This window comes from Streptomyces capitiformicae (genome assembly GCF_002214185.1).
Lineage (GTDB): Bacteria > Actinomycetota > Actinomycetes > Streptomycetales > Streptomycetaceae > Streptomyces > Streptomyces capitiformicae.
The window spans coordinates 2,820,028-2,836,704 of sequence record NZ_CP022161.1 but is presented as its reverse complement, the minus strand read 5'-3'; the positions used below and the strand labels follow the sequence as shown (position 1 = coordinate 2,836,704).

Genomic DNA, 16,677 nt, shown 5'->3' with positions numbered 1-16,677 from the left:
GGAATAGTTGCCCTGGCGTACGAGGTTCACCGCTCCATGGCCCAACCGCACAGAACCACGCCCTCCGACCAGCCCGGCACGACGAGAGCGCCCGGAGCGATCGTCCCCGTACTGGCCTTCGCCGGGATCGTGGTCGCGGTGATGCAGACCCTGCTCGTCCCGGTGATCAAGGATCTGCCCCAGTTGCTGGACACCACGCCCAGCAACGCCACCTGGGTCCTGACCTCGACCCTCCTCTCCGGCGCCGTGGCGACGCCGATCATGGGGCGGCTCGGCGACCTCTACGGCAAGCGCCGCATGCTGCTGACCAGCCTGGCCGTGATGGTGGTGGGCGCACTGATCAGCGGGTTCACCAGCGAGCTGATCCCGATGATCGTCGGCCGTACCCTCCAGGGCTTCGCGATGGGCGCGATCCCCCTCGGCATCGGCCTGATGCGCGACGAACTCCCCCGCGAACGCCTCGCCTCCGCCATGGCCCTGATGAGCTCGTCCATCGGCGTCGGCGGCGGACTCGCCCTGCCGCTGGCCGCGCTGGTCGCCCAGAACACCGACTGGCACGTCCTCTTCTTCGGCGCCGCGGGCCTCGGCGCCCTCTCGATCGTCCTCACCCTCGTCGCCGTACCGGAGTCGAAGACCCGCGCGGCAGGCTCCTTCGACTACCTCGGCGCCTTCGGTCTCTCCCTCGGCCTGGTCCTCTTCCTCCTGCCCATCACCAAGGGCAGCGACTGGGGCTGGGCATCCGCGACCACGCTCGGCCTGTTCGCCGCGTCGGCCGTGGTCCTGTTCCTGTGGGGCCTGCTGGAACTGCGCATCCCCGCGCCTTTGGTGGACCTGCGCACGACCGCCCGCCGCGAGGTCCTCCTCACCAACCTCGCCTCGATCATGGTCGGCGTCTCCTTCTACGTCGTCTCCCTCGTCCTGCCGCAGCTCCTCCAACTCCCCACCTCCACCGGCTACGGCCTCGGCCAGTCGATGGTCGTCGCGGGCCTGTGCGTGGCCCCGCTCGGCCTGACGATGATGTTCACGGCGCCGGTCTACGCCCGTATCTCCGCCAAGTACGGCCCCAAGAGCACCCTCATCCTCGGCCTGCTGATCATCGCGATCGGCTACGGCGCCGGCCTCGGCCTGATGAGCGCCGCCTGGCAGACCGTGGTGGTCTCGGTACTCCTCGGCACGGGCATCGGCCTCGCGTACTCGTCCCTCCCGGCCCTGATCGTCGACGCCGTGGACCCGTCCGAGACGGGCGCCGCGAACGGCCTCAACACCCTCATGCGCTCCATCGGTACGTCGGTGTCGAGCGCCGTCATCGGCATGGTGCTGGCCGACACCGCGCACCACGTCGGGGGCGTCGCGATCCCCACCATGCACGGCTTCCGGGTCTCCTTCCTGATCGCCACGGCCGCCGTCGCCCTCGGCCTCCTCCTGGCCCTGTTCCTGCCGGGCCGCGACCGCCGGGCGACCGGCCACCGGCTGCTCGCGAGCAGCGAGACCCCGGAGCGGGTCGGCGAGCGGGTGGCCTGAGCCCGGCTGGGGGTGCGGTGAAAGTCCAGTGCGGTGCCCGCGTCCGCCGCGGCAGCGGCTGGTGTCACAGCCGGTGCGGCGAGGGTGCGTGCCGGGCGCCGTGGGTGCTGTGCGGGACGTTCACCACACCCCCTACCCCCGTGACAGCATGGGGGCGCCCGCCCACAGGGACGTACGACACACGGAGGACCGCATGCCCGCCGCCCCCAAGCCGGAGATCCTCGCCGCGTTCGAGTCGGCCAAGGGGTTCATGCCCGTACGGGAAGGGCTCGCCCTCCATGCGGCGGCCGTCGAGGCGGGCCGCCTCGGCCTCCCCCTGCTGGAGGTCGGCACATACTGCGGCCGCTCCACGATCCTGCTCGCCGCCGCGGCCCGCGAGGCCGGGGTCACGGCCATCACCGTCGACCACCACCGGGGCAGCGAGGAGCAGCAGCCGGGGTGGGAGTACCACGACGAGTCCACGGTCGACCCCGAGGTGGGCCGCATGGACACCCTCCCCACCTTCCGCCGCACCCTCCACAAGGCGGGCCTGGAGGACCACGTCGTCGCGATCGTCGGCCGCTCCCCCCAGGTAGCCGCCTTCTGGGGCACCCCCCTCGCCTTCGTCTTCATCGACGGCGGCCACACCGACGAACACGCCACCGCCGACTACGAGGGCTGGGCCCCGCATATCGCCGAGGGCGGCCTCCTCGTCATCCACGACGTCTTCCCCACCCCCGCCGACGAGTTCACCGGCCAGGCCCCGTACCGCGTCTACCTCCGCGCCCTCGCCTCCGGCGCCTTCACGGAGGTCTCGGCGACGGACTCGCTGCGGGTGCTGAGGCGGACAGGTGCGGGATCCTGAGCCGGCGGCCCTACGCCACCTCGATCCCGTAGTCCTGAACCAGTTCCTCCAAGCCACCCCGGTATCCCTTGCCACCGAGGACGAAGTCCCAGTCACCGCCTGCTCGGCGGCGGAAGGAGCCGAGGACCAGCGCCGTCTCATCGGAGCGGCCGTCGGAGACCTCCAGTCGGTCCTGCTCGGTGCGTGAGGGGTCCAGCAGACGGATGCATGCGTCGGTGAAGCCGGACAGGTCTGCTTCGGGGTTCACGGCCGGGTCGACCGCCGCCACGAGGACGAGTCGGTCCGCGGTGTCGGGCAGGGCGTCGAAGGACACCTGGATCGCGGCCTTGTCGGGCGCGGTCGGGGGAAGCGCGCGGACTGTGCCGTCGGGGGTGCGGAGGTTGTTGAAGAACACGAAGTGCTCGTCGCTGAGGACCCGGTTGCCGTGGCAGACGAGCGCGCAGATGTCCAGGGCGACGCCACCGGTCCAGGACATGCCCAGCACCCTGTAGTCGCCCGTGTCCGGGTCCGCTCCGGGCCGGGGGTCCGGCGAGGTCCGCTGAGCGGGAGGAGCGGCAGCGGAGCCCTCACCCGTCCCGAGGCGGCCGCGCAGCCCGTGCCGGTGGAGCAGGTCGACGAGTTCGCTGCCCGAGACGAGTTCGAGCGGCTTGCCGCCTGCGAAGGTGTGGGAGCCCGGTCCGAACTTGGAGGTCGTGACCAGTACGCCCTTGTTGGCGCCGGCGTGCTGCACGGTGCCGTAGAGGTCCCGGACCGCTGTCGGCGGGACGGTGTTCCGGTAGCGCTTGACCTGCACGACGATCTTGCCGCCGCGGATGGGCGTCGGATCCAGGGCGTCGACGTCCACACCGCCGTCGTTCGACCGCTGGGTCGTCACCGCCTGCATGCCCATGGCTCGAAACAACTCGGCGATCAGCGACTCGAAGGCGATCGGATCCATCTCCAGCAGGTCGGGCTCCACGTCGCCCCCGTGAGTGACGACACCGTTGCCGACGTCGTCGGGCCGCCTGCCCGGCCGTACGGCGGCACGCTGGTCCGGCCGTGACGACAGCTGGCCCCGAAGCCCGTCGAGCAGACAGTCGACGGCGCTGACCTGTTCCAGGTTCAACCCGGAGAACACCGATCGCGAAGCCATGACGGTGGCCAGGAAGATCTGTGCTCGTCTGCCGGTCGCCGGATCGTGGTCATCGACGAATCCGTTCAGCGTGACCGACTCCAGGGCGCCGAACTCGTCCGCCGCGAAAAGGTCGTGCAGCACCAGCAGGACACTCTGCGCGAGGACGTCGCGGTAGAGGGCCCGACGCTGGGTGACCGGACGGGCCGTCTCCTTGTCCTGGTCCGCGGCGGCCACGTACCGCACGGACTTCGCCTCGGGGACGACGTCGTACCTGGGCAGTTCCCAGTCCAGTACGAGGTGCCGGGCGGCCGAGTCGTAGGCGGCGGAGACCTGCCGTGGGAAACCCTCGGGCCACGCGGCGGAGGCATAGAGCGCGGCGGAGAAATACTCGACGGCGGCCTCCGGATCGCTTCCGTTCCGCAGGGCCGTCGTCATCTCCGCGATCCCCGCGTTGTGCCGACGGATGTCCGACAGCTGGGCCTCGGCCCACTGCTGGTACTGCCGCTGGTACTGGGCGAGTTGCTGCTGCCGCTGGGCCTCCGCGGCCTGCGCCGCGTGCCAGTCGTACTCGAACCGGGACCGCGCCTGCGCCTGCGCCTGCGCCCGTCGGCTCGCGGTCCAGCCGCCTTGCGCCTGGTAGTGATGCGGATCCGGCATGGGTATCGGATGGGCGAGCACCCCAGGAGCGAATGGTTCCAGATGTTCGGAACGACTGAGGGAGGTCACCCGGAACGCCGGGGCCCGGCAGCCGACCGCCAACAACTCCTGCAAGGTCGCGACCTGTGCGTCCAGTTCCTCCGTACGTCGCCTGGCGTCCGCCTCACGCTGCTGCTTGTACGCCTGCTGCTGCTCGCGCTGGTTGCGCACCAGTTGCTGCTGGTACACCCGCTGCTGCCGCTCGTATTCCCGTTGCTGCCTGGCCCGCGCCTCCAGTTGACGCTGCTGTTGGCGCTGCGCCTCAGCCCAGATACCGACCAACCCGTTGGAGCGACGACTCATGTACGACAGGCCCTCCCCCAGGACTTGGGCACCCCTCGCCGCCGCAAGCCCTGCCCCCACAAACCAGCAGTAATTGACTGACTCTATCCCGCGACCACGCATGCGCTCATCCGCTCTCACCAGCTACGGCGGCGGTCACCCCCGAGGTGGGTCATGTGGGGGGTCGTGCGGGGGATGCGGCGGGTACGGAGGGTAGTGAGGAACGGGGACCGGGCGGGGCGTGCGCAGCGCCACGATGACCGCCGCGACGCCCCCGCACACTCCGCCGACGGCCGAGATCGCCCCGGAGACCGCCGTGATCGTTTCCGCCGTGGTGTTCGAACCCGAGAGGCCTCGGCGACCGGTGTCGGCGGCCCAGTCGTCCTCGTCCGGAGGAGCGTGCTCCGGCGACGACGAGCTCGGGGTCAGTGAGGGAGAGGGCGGGGACGGCGAGCTCGAAGTCGGCTGCGGGGACTGGGGCGGGGAGTCCGGCGAGGACGGTTCCGGAGGTGCGGACAGCGTCGACGTGGACGTCGGATCCGGTGACTCCAAACCTGTGCCTGAACTCGGATCCGTACTCGGCGGCACGGCATCCGTCAGTGTCGGTCGGGCCGAAGCCGTGGGCGGCGGGCTCCCCACCCTGTCGTCCCCGTCGCCCGACATCGACCCCAGCAGCGCCGACCACCCCGACCACACCAGTAAGGTGACCCCGACGACCAGGGCCGCCGCCGACCCGATCGCCAGCCCACGAACCCGCTTCGCACGCGCTGACAGTCCGCCCATCCCGTCCCCCTTCGGCGTCCGTATCCCATGGTGCTCCTCAAGGGCGCGGAGTGTGCTCTTGAGTGGGCGGATCGGCGACGGTGTTGTGATACGGCTCAGCCGGACGCCCCACGCTCCCGCGCACACCGGGGCCTCCCCGTAAGGTGGCAATCGTGTCGTACGTAGGTCCGGACTTCGATCCGCCCCAGCCCCGTCGTTCCGCTCTTCGCCGTCCGCTCACCGTGGCGGTGGCCGCTGTCGTGGTGGGGGCGGTGGCCGGGTGGGGGGTCTGGCAGGCGGTGGGGGACTCGGGCGGCGGGAGCGGCGCAAACCAAGCAGCCGGGCAGACGCCCCGCTCGGCGACGAACGCCCCCGCGACCTCCGCCGGCAGCCCGTCCGGTGAGCCGACCGCCTCCGAGGACGGCAAGAAGGCGAGCCCCTCCGCCTCCTCGTCCTCCCCCGCCACCGACGGCCCTCTCAAGGGCAAGGTCGTCGTCGTCGATCCGGGGCACAACCCGGGTAACTTCCAGCACACCACCGAGATCAACCGCAAGGTGAACATCGGGACGGGCACGAAGGAGTGCGACACGACGGGGACGACTACCAACGACGGTTATATGGAAGCCGAGTTCACCCTGGACGTCTCACGGCGGCTGCGGGCACTCCTCGAACAGCAGGGCGCCACGGTCAAGTTCACTCAGGACGAGGACCGGCCCTGGGGGCCGTGCATCGACGAGCGCGCGCGGATCGGCAACGAGGCGGAGGCGGACGCGGTGGTGTCGATCCACGCGGACGGCTCGGGCACCGGCAGCCGCGGCTTCCACGTGATCCTCCCCGGTTCGGTGAACGAGGGCACGGCCGATACGCGCCCCATCGTCGGCCCTTCCCGCGCTCTCGGCGAGCGCATCGCGGGCAAGTTCGTACGCGCGACGGGCACCGCCCCCTCCAACTACGTCGGCGACGGTACCGGTCTCGTCACACGTCAGGACCTGGGCGGTCTCAATCTGTCAACGGTTCCCAAGGTGTTCATCGAGTGCGGCAATATGCGCGATAGCAATGACGCGGCACTGTTGACCAGTGGTGCCTGGCGGCAGAAGGCCGCGCAGGGGATCTCTGAGGGAATCGTGAGTTTCCTGCGCGGGTAGGGGGCGGGTCGTGATCATCGGGGCAATCCCGGCGGACAGCCTCGTCGGACGGGCGATAAGGTCGTCTTTACGATGAGGGGCCACCCCCGCGCTTCCCACCACCAGCCTGACGGCGACATGGTGACAGCGATGCCTCCACACCGATGACGAGACGACTGACGAAGGACCCTGAAGTGAATATCCGCTCCCTCACCAGAGGCGACGGCGTCGTGATCGGAGCAGCGGTATTGCTGTTCATCGCGTCGTTCCTCGAGAACTACTCGTACGACGGTGCTCCCTCCGGGATCGACATGCCCAACCTCTGGGAGAGCGGGCCCGTCCTGCTCAGTGTCGTCCTGGCGGGCGTCTTCGGCGCCGCCTTCATCGTCATCGCCCGTGGTCTGCCCCAGGCGCCCAAGGTCGCCGGCATCGACCTCGGCCACTTCGGCATCGCGTTCACGGTCTTCGCCGCGTGGAGCGCGCTCGGGAACATCTTCGACCCGGCCGGCGCCGCGGACAACTTCGGCAACGAGGCCAATGGTCCCGACGCCGGCACCGGCCTCATCATCGCCCTGATCGCCACCCTGATCATGGCCGCCGCCGCCCTGGCCACCCCCATGGTCCCCGCCCTCAAGGCCGCCCTCATCGGCGCACCCCGCCCGGCCGCCCCGCAGCCCTACGGCGCCCAGCCGCCCGGTGGTTACGGCTACCCGGGCGCCGGTGCCCAGGCCCAGGCGCCGTACGGTGCGAGCCAGCCGCAGCCGGGGCAGCCGGGGGCGCCGTTCGGTGGGCAGCAGCCGCCGCAGCAGGCTCAGGCTCCGCAGCCGCCGGCAAGCGACTTCTCGCCGTTCTGGTTCGCGGTGCCGGTGACGCGGCCGCTGTTCGCGGAGGACGGTTCGCAGTCGACGATCGCCGAACTGGCGCCGGGCACCTGGTACTTGGCGGTCGAGCAGCGCGGCCCCAACCTGGTGGCCCAGACGCAGGACGGCCGTCGTGGCGTGCTGCAGGACACCAGCGGCATCCAGCGCGGCTGACCCGGAACACACGGGCACCCGTACGGCCCCTCGCTCTTCCGAGCGGGGGGCCGTTGGCGTACAGTCGCCTCCCGGCGCGCTCAGCTGACGTACCGTCAGATAACGTCAGCTGTCAGAACGGAGGCAGGCGTATGCGACTCGGTCTCGCGCTCGGCTACTGGGGACGCGGCCCCTCCCCCGACCATGTCCCGCTCGCGCAGGAGGCGGAGCGGCTGGGCTACGACTCGGTGTGGACCGCCGAGTCATGGGGCTCGGACGCCTTCACCCCGCTCACCTGGATCGCGGCGCGGACGTCAAGGATCAAGCTGGGCACGGCGGTTGCCCAGATGGCAGCCCGGTCGCCGACGACCACCGCGATGCACGCCCTCACTCTCGACCACCTCTCCGGCGGGCGGATGCTCCTCGGGCTCGGCCTCTCCGGTCCGCAGGTCGTCGAGGGCTGGTACGGGCGGCCGTTCCCGAAGTCCCCGCTGACCGCGACCCGGGAGTACGTCGACGTCGTACGCCAAGTCCTCAGGCGCGAGGGCCCGGTCGAGCTGGACGGGCGGTTCCACCCGCTCCCGTACGGCGGGCCGGACGCCACCGGCATCGGCAAACCCCTGAAGTCCATCACCCACCCCTTCCGCGCCGACCTGCCCGTCCTCCTCGGCGCCGAGGGCCCGAGGAACATCGCGCAGACGGCCCGAATCGCGGACGGCTGGCTGCCGTTGTACTGGTCGCCGACGCGGACGGAGGTGTACGAGGCCTCGCTGGCCGACGCCCCGGAGGGGTTCCTCGTCGCACCGATGGCCCGTGCGCGTGTCTGCGACGACATCGCCGAGGGGCTGTTGCCCGTGAAGGCCATGCTCGGCTTCTACATCGGTGGGATGGGACACGCCAAGCGCAACTTCCACGCCGATCTCATGGCTCGCATGGGGTACGAGGAGGAGGCCCGGCGGATCCAGCGCCTCTTCCTCGACGGACGGCGCGAGGAGGCCGTACTCGCCGTGCCGGACTCCTTCGCGGACGAGATCTCCCTGGTCGGCCCGCGCGAACGGATCGCGGAACGGCTGGAGTTGTGGCGGAAGGAGCCGGTGACCGATCTGCTGGTCCTGGCCCCGGATCCGCATACGCTGCGGGTGCTGGCGGAGCTCAACGCATAGCGCCGGAGCGGATCGGGGTTCGTGGATTTTCGAAGTTGAGCGGTGGAGCGGTGGAGCGGCCGCGAGATTGGCAGATCTGTTCCACTCCCCGCGCGGAAAGGACCTGGTCACAGACCCCGACACTGGAACAAATCTGCCTATCACCTTCCCTGCTCGCCCTGCCGTCAGGACGCTTGCACCGCTCAACTTCAAGGACCCGGTTTCGTCGAACCCCGGCGGGCAACTCGTGTGGCATGTCTCGATATAGCGGTTCCAATCAAGCGGGTCGGGTCATCGCGATCGTCGCCGATGTCATGGCGTTCATCCTCGGCCTGTGGATCCTGATGTACCTGTTGGACGCGAACGGCACGAACGACTTCGTCCAGTTCGTCCACGACGCCGCCCGCTGGCTCGCGGGCTGGTCACACGACCTGTTCACCTTCGACGAGGCGTGGGCGCGGGTGGTCGCCGGGTACGGTCTGGCCGCCGTGGTGTACCTCTTGGTGGGGCACGCGATCGCCAACCGGATGTACCGCCACTGAGCGGTGAGCTCGGGGATGGGGTGCGTTGGCGACTGCGTGCGCAGGGCGCCTGGACAAGCACACGCCTGCCCAGGGGCCCTGCGCCCATGTCAGAGTGCCGCGAACTCGACGAACGCGGTCCACGCCGTGGGTTCTACGGTTAGTGCGGCACAGGTCGTGTCCTTCGAGTCGCGGACGTGGACCCTGGCGGGGCGGACGGCGAGACCGACACCCGCGCCGAGAGACTGCCCCCGTCCACTGCCCCGACCCTCGACTCGGCATCCGAGTCCGGCCGCGGCCTCCACCTCGTCGCCTCCCTCGCGGACGGCTGGGGCGTCGCTCCTCGACCGGCCGCCCCGGCAAGACCGTATGGGCGGAGCTGCGCGTACCGACCGGAGACCACCCGCTGCACCTGTGCCTTCAGGGCGCGGGGAACTGCGCGAGCAACCCAACACCACCCGCACCCGAAAACACACCCAGGGGGTCGAAGGGGCGCAGCCCCTGGGGATGGGACGGGTAGGGGCGGCGGGGGCGAAAACCCCGGAAAAACCCCTCTCAGCAGCACTCCGAGTCGTCGAGACCCACCGGCAGCCGCTCCCCGCCGAACACCGTGCAGGTCGCCTCGTCGCCCCCTAGCGCGGCCACCGCCAGCAGCAGCGACCCCGCCGTCCAGGACGTCAGCTCCTCGGGCCAGACGGCCTGGTCCTCGAAGACATACCCGGTCCAGTACAACCCGGAGTCGGCGTCACGCAGATGCTGGATGGACTGGAGGATCTCCAGGGCCCGGTCGGACTCGCCCATCGCCCACAGGGCCAGCGCGAGTTCGGCGGACTCACCGCCCGTCACCCACGGGTTGGGGACGACGCAGCGAACCCCGAAGCCGGGCACGACGAAACGGTCCCAGCCCTTCTCGATACGGGACTTGGCCTCCGTACCCGTCAACGCACCGCCCAGGACCGGGTAGTACCAGTCCATCGAGTAGCGGTCCTTGTCCAGGAAACGGTCCGGGTGACGGCGTATCGCGTGGCGTAGCGCGCCCACCGCCAACTCCCAGTCCGGCTGCGCCTCTTCCCGCTGCTCGGCGATGGCGAGCGCGCAGCGCAACGCGTGGTGGATGGAGGACGAACCGGTCAGCAGCGCGTCGACGACCGGCGTGCCGTCGTCCTCGCGCTTCCAGCCGATCTGGCCGCCGGGCTGCTGAAGCCGCAGGACGAATTCGACCGCCGCGTAGACCGTCGGCCACATGCGGTCCAGGAAGGTGTCGTCGCCGGTGGCGAGGTAGTGGTGCCAGACGCCCACCGCGATGTACGCGACGAAGTTGGTCTCCCGGCCGCGGTCGGTGACGTCGTCGGCGTCCCCGTCGGCGTACGCGGCGTACCAGGAGCCGTCCTCGTTCTGGTGCCGGCGCAGCCACTCGTAGGCGCGCTCGGCGGCCTCGTGCTCACCGGCCGCGTCGAGGGCCATCGCCGCCTCGGTGTGGTCCCACGGGTCGAGGTGATGCCCGCGGAACCACGGTATGGCGCCGTCCTCCCGCTGTACGGCGAGGATGCCCCGTACGGTCGCGGCGGCCTGCTCTGCGGTGAGGACCCCGGGCAGGACCAGGTGTTCCGTCCGGGGGGTGGTCACGAAGCGTCCACCCGGGCGGCGTCGGCGGGAAGGTGCGGCTTCGTCGCGTACGCCACGAAGCTCTTGCCGATCAGCGGGTTCAGCGCCTGCTCGGCGACCCGGGTGGCCAGGGGCTTCTTCATGATGTCCCAGACCAGCAGCTTGTGGTACGCCCGCACGGGCAGCGCCTTGTCGTTGTCGACGCCGAACGCGCACTTCAGCCACCAGTACGGCGAGTGCAGCGCGTGCGCGTGATGGGTGCCGTACGGTTTCAGGCCCGCCTCGCGGATCTTGGCCAGCAGCTCGTCCGCCTTGTAGATGCGGATGTGGCCGCCCTCGACCTCGTGGTACGCGTCGGACAGCGTCCAGCAGACCTTCTCGGGGCCGTAGCGGGGCACGGTGATGGCGATACGGCCGCCGGGCTTGAGCACCCGGACCATCTCCGCCAGCACCCCCTTGTCGTCGGGGATGTGCTCCATGACCTCGGAGATGATGACGACGTCGAAGGACTCGTCGGGGAAGGGGAGCGCGAGGGCGTCGCCCTCCATCGCCGTGGCGGTCGCGCCCTCCGGTGCCTCCCCGGCCTCCTTCATCGCCGCGAACCACTTGGCGACCTCGCGGATCTCCTCGCCGTTCTGGTCGAGGGCCACGACCTGGGCGCCGCGCCGGTAGCACTCGAAGGCGTGCCGGCCCGCTCCACAGCCGAGATCCAGGACACGGTCCCCCGGGGCGAGCGGGAACCGGGAGAAGTCGACGGTCAGCACGTGGCCCTGCTTTCGGAATAGTTGCTGGTGGAGGCCGCAGAGGTAGTCGTGGAGGTGCCGGCGCGGGCGATCGCCTCGCGGTAGTGGGCCACCGTGCCCTCGGCGGCCTTGGCCCAGGTGAACCGGGCCAGCACCCGCTCGCGTCCCGCACGCCCGAGCCGTACGCGCAGCTCCGGGTCGCCCAGCAGCCGGTTCAGCGCGGCGGCCAGCGCCCCCGGGTCGCCCGGCGGCACCGCGAGGCAGGTCTCGCCGTCGGGTCCGGCGACCTCCGGGATGGCCCCGCCGGTGGTGGCGACCAGCGGCGTACCGGTGGCCATGGCCTCGGCGGCGGGCAGCGAGAACCCCTCGTACAGCGAGGGCACACAGGCGACCTCGGCCGAGCGGACCAGGTCGACGAGCTCGGCGTCGGAGATGCCCTTGACGAAGTCGACGGCGCCTTCGAGGCCGTACCGCTCGATCGCCTGGGCGACGGGTCCCTCGGCGGGCCGCTTGCCGACGACGACCAGATGCGCCGCCGGGTGCTCGGTACGCACCTTTGCGAGCGCCTCAACAAGAAAAACAAGCCCCTTGAGCGGCACGTCCGCGCTGGAGGTGGTGACGATCCGGCCCGGTATTCGCGCCACGGACGGATCCGGCGAGAAGAGGTCGGTGTCGGCGCCGATGTGGACGACGTGGATGCGGTCGTCGCGTACGCCGAGGTGGTCGACGATCTCCTGGCGGGAGGTGCCGGAGACGGTGAGCACGGACGGCAGCCGCCGCGCGACCCGCTTCTGCATGCGCGTGAAGGCGTACCAGCGGCGCACGGACATCCGCCGCTGCCAGCCCTCGGCCGCGTCCAGCTCCAGCTGCCGGTCGACGGTGATGGGGTGGTGGATGGTGGTGACGAGGGGCGCGCCCACGTTCCCCAGCAGCCCGTATCCGAGGGTCTGGTTGTCGTGTACGACGTCGAACTCCGCGCGTCTGGCGCGCAGATGACGCCGGGCGCGGAGCGAGAAGGTGAGCGGCTCGGGGAAGCCGCCGGTCCACATCGTCACCACTTCGAGGGCGTCCACCCAGTCGCGGTACTCGTCGCGGCCCGGGGTGCGGAAGGGGTCGGGCTGCCGGTAGAGGTCGAGGCTGGGCAGCTCGGTGAGGGAGAGCGCGCCCGGTCCCTCGACGGGGACGGCGTCCTCGTCGAGCACGGGGTAGGGCTGGGAGCCGATCACCTCGACCCGGTGGCCGAGGCGGGCGAGCTCGCGCGAGAGATGCCGTACGTAGACGCCCTGACCCCCGCAGAACGGGTTCCCCTTATAGGTGAGGAGCGCGATGTTGAGCGGTCGCTCGCCGTCAGTGGCGAGGTCATGCCGGGACCCCGCCTGACTGGCCTCAGCGGTCACTCCTGGCCCCCTTCTCACTGCACTTTCCCGTGAGATTACGACGAGACGGTAATCTAGAACAAGTTTCAGAGTTGATCGTTCAAGAGGCTTTGAATCTACCGGCTGGTAGAACCGCTGCGAGGGGTGGATCAGGTGATTCACGCCACGGCACCCGCCCTGGCATGCTGTCTGATCGCACACCCTCACCGACCGTCATGACCGTCACGGAACGAGACCCATGCCTGCGGAAGTCAAGGTGGAAGCCAGTAGCGCGGCCGGCGCACGACAGGACTCGCGGCCGGGCTCACCGCCCCTCACGGAGCGGCAGGAGGCCCGTCGGCGCCGCATTCTGCACGCGAGCGCGCAGCTGGCCAGCCGGGGCGGTTTCGACGCCGTGCAGATGCGCGAGGTGGCCGAGTCCTCCCAGGTCGCGCTGGGCACCCTCTACCGCTACTTCCCGTCTAAGATCCATCTGCTGGTCGCCACGATGCAGGCCCAGCTGGAGCACATGCACGGCATGCTCCGCAAGAAGCCGCCGACCGGCGAGACGGCTGCGGAGCGCGTCGCGGAAACCCTGATGCGCGCCTTCCGCGCCCTTCAGCGCGAGCCCCACCTCGCCGACGCCATGGTCCGCGCCCTCACCTTCGCCGACCGCAGTGTCAGCCCCGAGGTCGACCAGGTCTCCCACCAGACCACCGCGATCATTCTCGACGCCATGGGCCTCGACCGCCCCACCCCCGAGCAGCTGTCGGCGGTCCGCGTCATCGAACACACCTGGCACTCGGCCCTGGTCACCTGGCTCTCCGGCCGCGCCTCCATCGCCCAGGTGAAGATCGACATCGAGACGGTGTGCCGCCTGATCGACCTGACGGCGCCGGAGGACAAGAAGGAGAACAAGAAGTAGCCCCGGCGGCACTCACCAGGGCCACCGGGGCACGTCAAAGACCTACGAGACGGGTTCCCTGCGCCGGTATTACCCGGATCAGGTATTGGGGGTCGCCTTCCAGTCCTGTCCTAGCAACCTTCCGGCCTCTCAGCCCAACCGTCGACGTCGGCACCAGCGGAGTCTGACCTCTCGCAAATGTCGGCTACTCCGGTTGAACTCCCTCACTCGTCCCGTAGGCCGATTTCCAGGATATAACACCCCCATCCGGAGGCAACCCCCAGATGGGATTTTTTACCCATGGCGATGGTCGGAAGTGGGGACGTGCGAGCCGCGTGGGGCCCTCCGCAGGCGGAGGGCCCCACGCGGGACTCATGTCCGGGGTTCAGAAGCCGCCGGCCAACCCCGGGATCCCCCGAGGCGTCGGCAGCGGCAGCGGGTTGGCGCCGCTGCTCTCGCGCTCCGGAGCGGCCTTGCAGGTCACATCCTTCGCCGGCAGCTTGCCGGTGGTCAGGTAGGCCGTGGCCGTCTTGTCCGCGCACGACTTGGAGAAGCCGTAGATGCCGTGTCCGACACCTCCGGCGACCGTGACCATCTTCGCGCCCTTCATGACACGGCGCAGGCCCTGGGCGCTGGTCAGCGGGGTCTGGGAATCCCACTCGTTCTGCAGGATCAACGCGCCGACCTTGTTGCTGATCCTGGTGGCGGGCTCACTGCCGTTCTTCTTCCAGAACGCGCACGGCATGATGTTGGACGCGAAGTCGCCGTACAGCGGATACCTGGCGTTGTCCCGGATCGCGTCCTTGCGGTACTGCTCCGGGACGCGCGGCCAGTTGCGGGTGTCGGCACACAGGACGGTCCAGAAGGCGGCGGTGCCGTTGTCCCCGGGCACAGCGCGGCCGAACGACGGCGGAAGCGGCGTGGGCGTCCTGGTCTCCCGGTCACCGGACGGGCGCCTGCCCTCGGCGGCCTTCTTCAGCTCGACGACCATCTCGGCGGCGTCGCGCACACTGAAGAACACGGCTCGCCCGCCGGAGCGGATGTCATCACCGGTCAGCCAGCTCCCGTCGCCGAGGTCGATGGGCTCGCGGTCGGCCTGGGCGATCAGGTCGTAGAAGGTCTTGCGGACCGCCTGGGGGGTGTTCCCCAGCTTGTACGTGGCGTTCCGCTCAGCGGTCCACTCGGTCCACCTGGTGAAGGCGGGCTCGCTGCCCTCCGCCCAGACCTGGATCATGCCGCGCCAGATCCGCGCCGGGTCGATGGCGCTGTCCAGCACGAAACGGTCGGAGCGCTTGGGGAACATCTGCGTGTAGACCGCGCCGAGGTAGGTGCCGTACGAGTACCCCAGGTAGGAGATCTTCTTCTCGCCGAGTACGGCACGGATCACGTCCATGTCCCGGGCGGTGTTGCGGGTGCTGATGTGGCGCAGCTTGTCGCCCTGTTTGGTGTGGCACTTCTCGGCGAAGGTTCGTGCCCACTTCACGTCCTTGGCGAACGTCTCGGGTTTGTAGGCCCGTTCCCAGTCCTGTTCCTGGTCCGTCAGGCCGCAGCCCACGGGGGAACTCTGGCCGACTCCTCGCGGGTCGAAGCCCACGAGGTCGTACTTGCGCTTCACGGACTTCGGCAGCTGGCTCGCCAACAGCTGCGGCATGTCGACGCCGGTACCCCCGGGGCCACCGGGGTTGATCAGGAGCACACCGCGACGCTCGCTCTTGGTGCTCGTCTTCAGCCTCGATATCGCGAGACCGAGCTTCTTGCCCTTGGGGCGGCTGTAGTCGAGGGGCACCTTGATCGTGGCGCACTGGAAGGCCTTCGGCATCCCCTTGTCGCAGCGGTGCCATGCCGGCTTCTGCTTGAGGTACTGGCTCAGGGGATCCGCGGCGGATGCCGTAGCCGGGGCGATCGCGGGTACCAGGGCGGCGACTGTACTGACCGCCAGGAAAGAAGCTATTCGACTTCTTCGCACGTGGGGGGGTCCTCGGGGTAGTTGCGTGTGAGACGCACTAACCCTTTCGTGCAAGGGAGTTGAGCGAATCCACCAAAGAGACAGGATTGCTCCGACCACGGATGGACGACAGGGCATGCCGGATGGTCCCGGAGTCGGACAACCAAGTCCGGCTCCGCGACGTCTTGCTCAACTGGGCTTCATGGCCGCCTGATCCATGACCTCCAACCCGCTCCAGCTCCGCCCGGCCGCCGTCTCCCCCGCCCAGCGGTCCAGCAGTCCTCGGGCCTCGTCCTCCGGGGCCGCCAGGGAGACGCGCTGGGTGCCGGCGTGGACGCCCTGTTCCTTGTGGATGGTGCCCTCGCTGCAGCAGGCGCAGTAGGTCTGGACGCTGCTGGCGGGTTCCGCTCCGAAGTCGTGGTCGGTGAAGAGGGCGAGCAGGGACTCCAGATCGGTGCGCTCGGCCGCGGCGACCGTCACCGACAGGGTGGGGAGGTCGGAGGGTTCGAACAGGAGGAGTTCGTCGAAGACGGGGTACGTCGTGCCGTTGACGACGCGTTCGCCCTTGGGTTCGCCGTCGTGGACGACGATCTCGCCGTAGCGCCGGCCGCCGGTCACGGGCACGTTGACGACACGGCCGCGGGTCGGGCAGAGGCGTTCCATCCACACGACCTCGCGTTGGCCGTCGGTGTCCAGGCGGACGCAGGCCACGCCGAAGCTGCCGTTGATCTCACCCTCGCCGTCCGGGAGTTCGAAGCCGAAGCCGGACCAGGCGTCGCGGGCCGTGGTCCAGTCGCGGCGGATCGTGGCGGCGATGCCGAGGTTCCAGTACGCCGGGTCGCCCTCGCCGCGCGGTGCGCGGGCGGCGGCCTGGACGCCGAGTTCGTACGCCTTCTCCCAGTTGCGCAGGAACTTGTGGCCGAGCGCGGCGTCGTACCACCACTCAGCGCTCGGCTTCTCGTCCGGGTAGTGGGCGAGTACGCGTTCGTAGAGGTCGGCGGCGCGCTGCCACTCCTCGGCGTCCCAGGCCGCGTACGCCTGCTTGATCAATTCCTTGGCCTCGGACTTCCGCACGCTTCCCCGCCCCGGTCGTTCCTGGTGACGAC

General features: G+C 69.9%; 15 protein-coding genes. 8 read left to right on the top strand and 7 right to left on the bottom strand.

The window, feature by feature from the left end; genetic code table 11:
* The first annotated feature begins 36 nt into the window (after positions 1 to 36).
* Positions 37 to 1,521 carry an MFS transporter gene (locus tag CES90_RS12625; RefSeq protein ID WP_189784241.1) on the top strand — a complete coding sequence of 495 codons (1,485 nt, stop codon included), beginning with the start codon at positions 37 to 39 and terminating at the stop codon, positions 1,519 to 1,521.
* Positions 1,522 to 1,714: 193 nt separating this feature from the next.
* The gene (locus CES90_RS12620) at positions 1,715 to 2,365 is read left to right on the top strand and encodes a class I SAM-dependent methyltransferase (protein WP_189784240.1); all 651 of its coding nucleotides are present in this window, start codon (positions 1,715 to 1,717) and stop codon (positions 2,363 to 2,365) included.
* A 10-nt stretch (positions 2,366 to 2,375) separates the two neighbouring features.
* Here CES90_RS12620 and CES90_RS12615 read toward each other — a convergent pair whose 3' ends face one another.
* A complete protein-coding gene (locus tag CES90_RS12615; RefSeq protein ID WP_189784239.1) occupies positions 2,376 to 4,478 on the bottom strand; it encodes a restriction endonuclease in 2,103 nt (700 codons plus the stop codon).
* A 220-nt stretch (positions 4,479 to 4,698) separates the two neighbouring features.
* Here CES90_RS12615 and CES90_RS12610 point away from each other — a divergent pair, with 220 nt between their 5' ends.
* The 5 genes from CES90_RS12610 (at position 4,699) to CES90_RS12590 (ending at position 9,040) form a co-directional block, all read left to right on the top strand.
* Complete coding sequence (locus tag CES90_RS12610) at positions 4,699 to 5,382, top strand: hypothetical protein (RefSeq protein WP_189784238.1); 684 nt, start codon at positions 4,699 to 4,701, stop codon at positions 5,380 to 5,382.
* 10 nt (positions 5,383 to 5,392) lie between these two features.
* Positions 5,393 to 6,364, top strand: a complete 972-nt coding sequence (locus tag CES90_RS12605) for an N-acetylmuramoyl-L-alanine amidase (protein ID WP_189784237.1) — start codon at positions 5,393 to 5,395, stop codon at positions 6,362 to 6,364.
* A gap of 173 nt (positions 6,365 to 6,537) precedes the next feature.
* Entirely contained in the window at positions 6,538 to 7,377 is an 840-nt protein-coding gene (locus CES90_RS12600) for a hypothetical protein (RefSeq protein ID WP_189784236.1), read from the top strand.
* Positions 7,378 to 7,508: 131 nt separating this feature from the next.
* Entirely contained in the window at positions 7,509 to 8,519 is a 1,011-nt protein-coding gene (locus CES90_RS12595) for an LLM class F420-dependent oxidoreductase (protein ID WP_189784235.1), read from the top strand.
* 233 nt (positions 8,520 to 8,752) lie between these two features.
* Positions 8,753 to 9,040: a hypothetical protein gene (locus CES90_RS12590; protein ID WP_189784234.1), complete on the top strand. Its 288-nt coding sequence runs from the start codon at positions 8,753 to 8,755 to the stop codon at positions 9,038 to 9,040.
* 89 nt (positions 9,041 to 9,129) lie between these two features.
* On the opposite strand, the gene CES90_RS51940 is transcribed toward CES90_RS12590, so the two are convergent.
* The 4 genes from CES90_RS51940 to CES90_RS12570 form a co-directional block, all read right to left on the bottom strand.
* Complete coding sequence (locus CES90_RS51940; RefSeq protein WP_189784233.1) at positions 9,130 to 9,324, bottom strand: DUF397 domain-containing protein; 195 nt, start codon at positions 9,322 to 9,324, stop codon at positions 9,130 to 9,132.
* A gap of 250 nt (positions 9,325 to 9,574) precedes the next feature.
* Positions 9,575 to 10,645 carry a prenyltransferase/squalene oxidase repeat-containing protein gene (locus CES90_RS12580; protein ID WP_189784232.1) on the bottom strand — a complete coding sequence of 357 codons (1,071 nt, stop codon included), beginning with the start codon at positions 10,643 to 10,645 and terminating at the stop codon, positions 9,575 to 9,577.
* Entirely contained in the window at positions 10,642 to 11,388 is a 747-nt protein-coding gene (locus CES90_RS12575; protein ID WP_189784231.1) for a class I SAM-dependent methyltransferase, read from the bottom strand. The genes CES90_RS12580 and CES90_RS12575 overlap by 4 nt, the downstream gene beginning before the upstream one ends.
* On the bottom strand, positions 11,382 to 12,764 hold the full coding sequence (locus tag CES90_RS12570; RefSeq protein ID WP_189784230.1) for a glycosyltransferase family 4 protein: 1,383 nt from the start codon (positions 12,762 to 12,764) through the stop codon (positions 11,382 to 11,384). The genes CES90_RS12575 and CES90_RS12570 overlap by 7 nt, the downstream gene beginning before the upstream one ends.
* A 217-nt stretch (positions 12,765 to 12,981) precedes the next feature.
* On the opposite strand from CES90_RS12570, the gene CES90_RS12565 reads away from it, so the two are divergent.
* Positions 12,982 to 13,647, top strand: a complete 666-nt coding sequence (locus tag CES90_RS12565; RefSeq protein ID WP_189784229.1) for a TetR family transcriptional regulator — start codon at positions 12,982 to 12,984, stop codon at positions 13,645 to 13,647.
* 364 nt (positions 13,648 to 14,011) lie between these two features.
* On the opposite strand, the gene CES90_RS12560 is transcribed toward CES90_RS12565, so the two are convergent.
* Complete coding sequence (locus tag CES90_RS12560; protein ID WP_229913956.1) at positions 14,012 to 15,592, bottom strand: alpha/beta hydrolase; 1,581 nt, start codon at positions 15,590 to 15,592, stop codon at positions 14,012 to 14,014.
* 168 nt (positions 15,593 to 15,760) lie between these two features.
* On the bottom strand, positions 15,761 to 16,645 hold the full coding sequence (locus CES90_RS12555; RefSeq protein ID WP_189784227.1) for a tetratricopeptide repeat protein: 885 nt from the start codon (positions 16,643 to 16,645) through the stop codon (positions 15,761 to 15,763).
* Between the last annotated feature and the right edge of the window lie 32 nt (positions 16,646 to 16,677).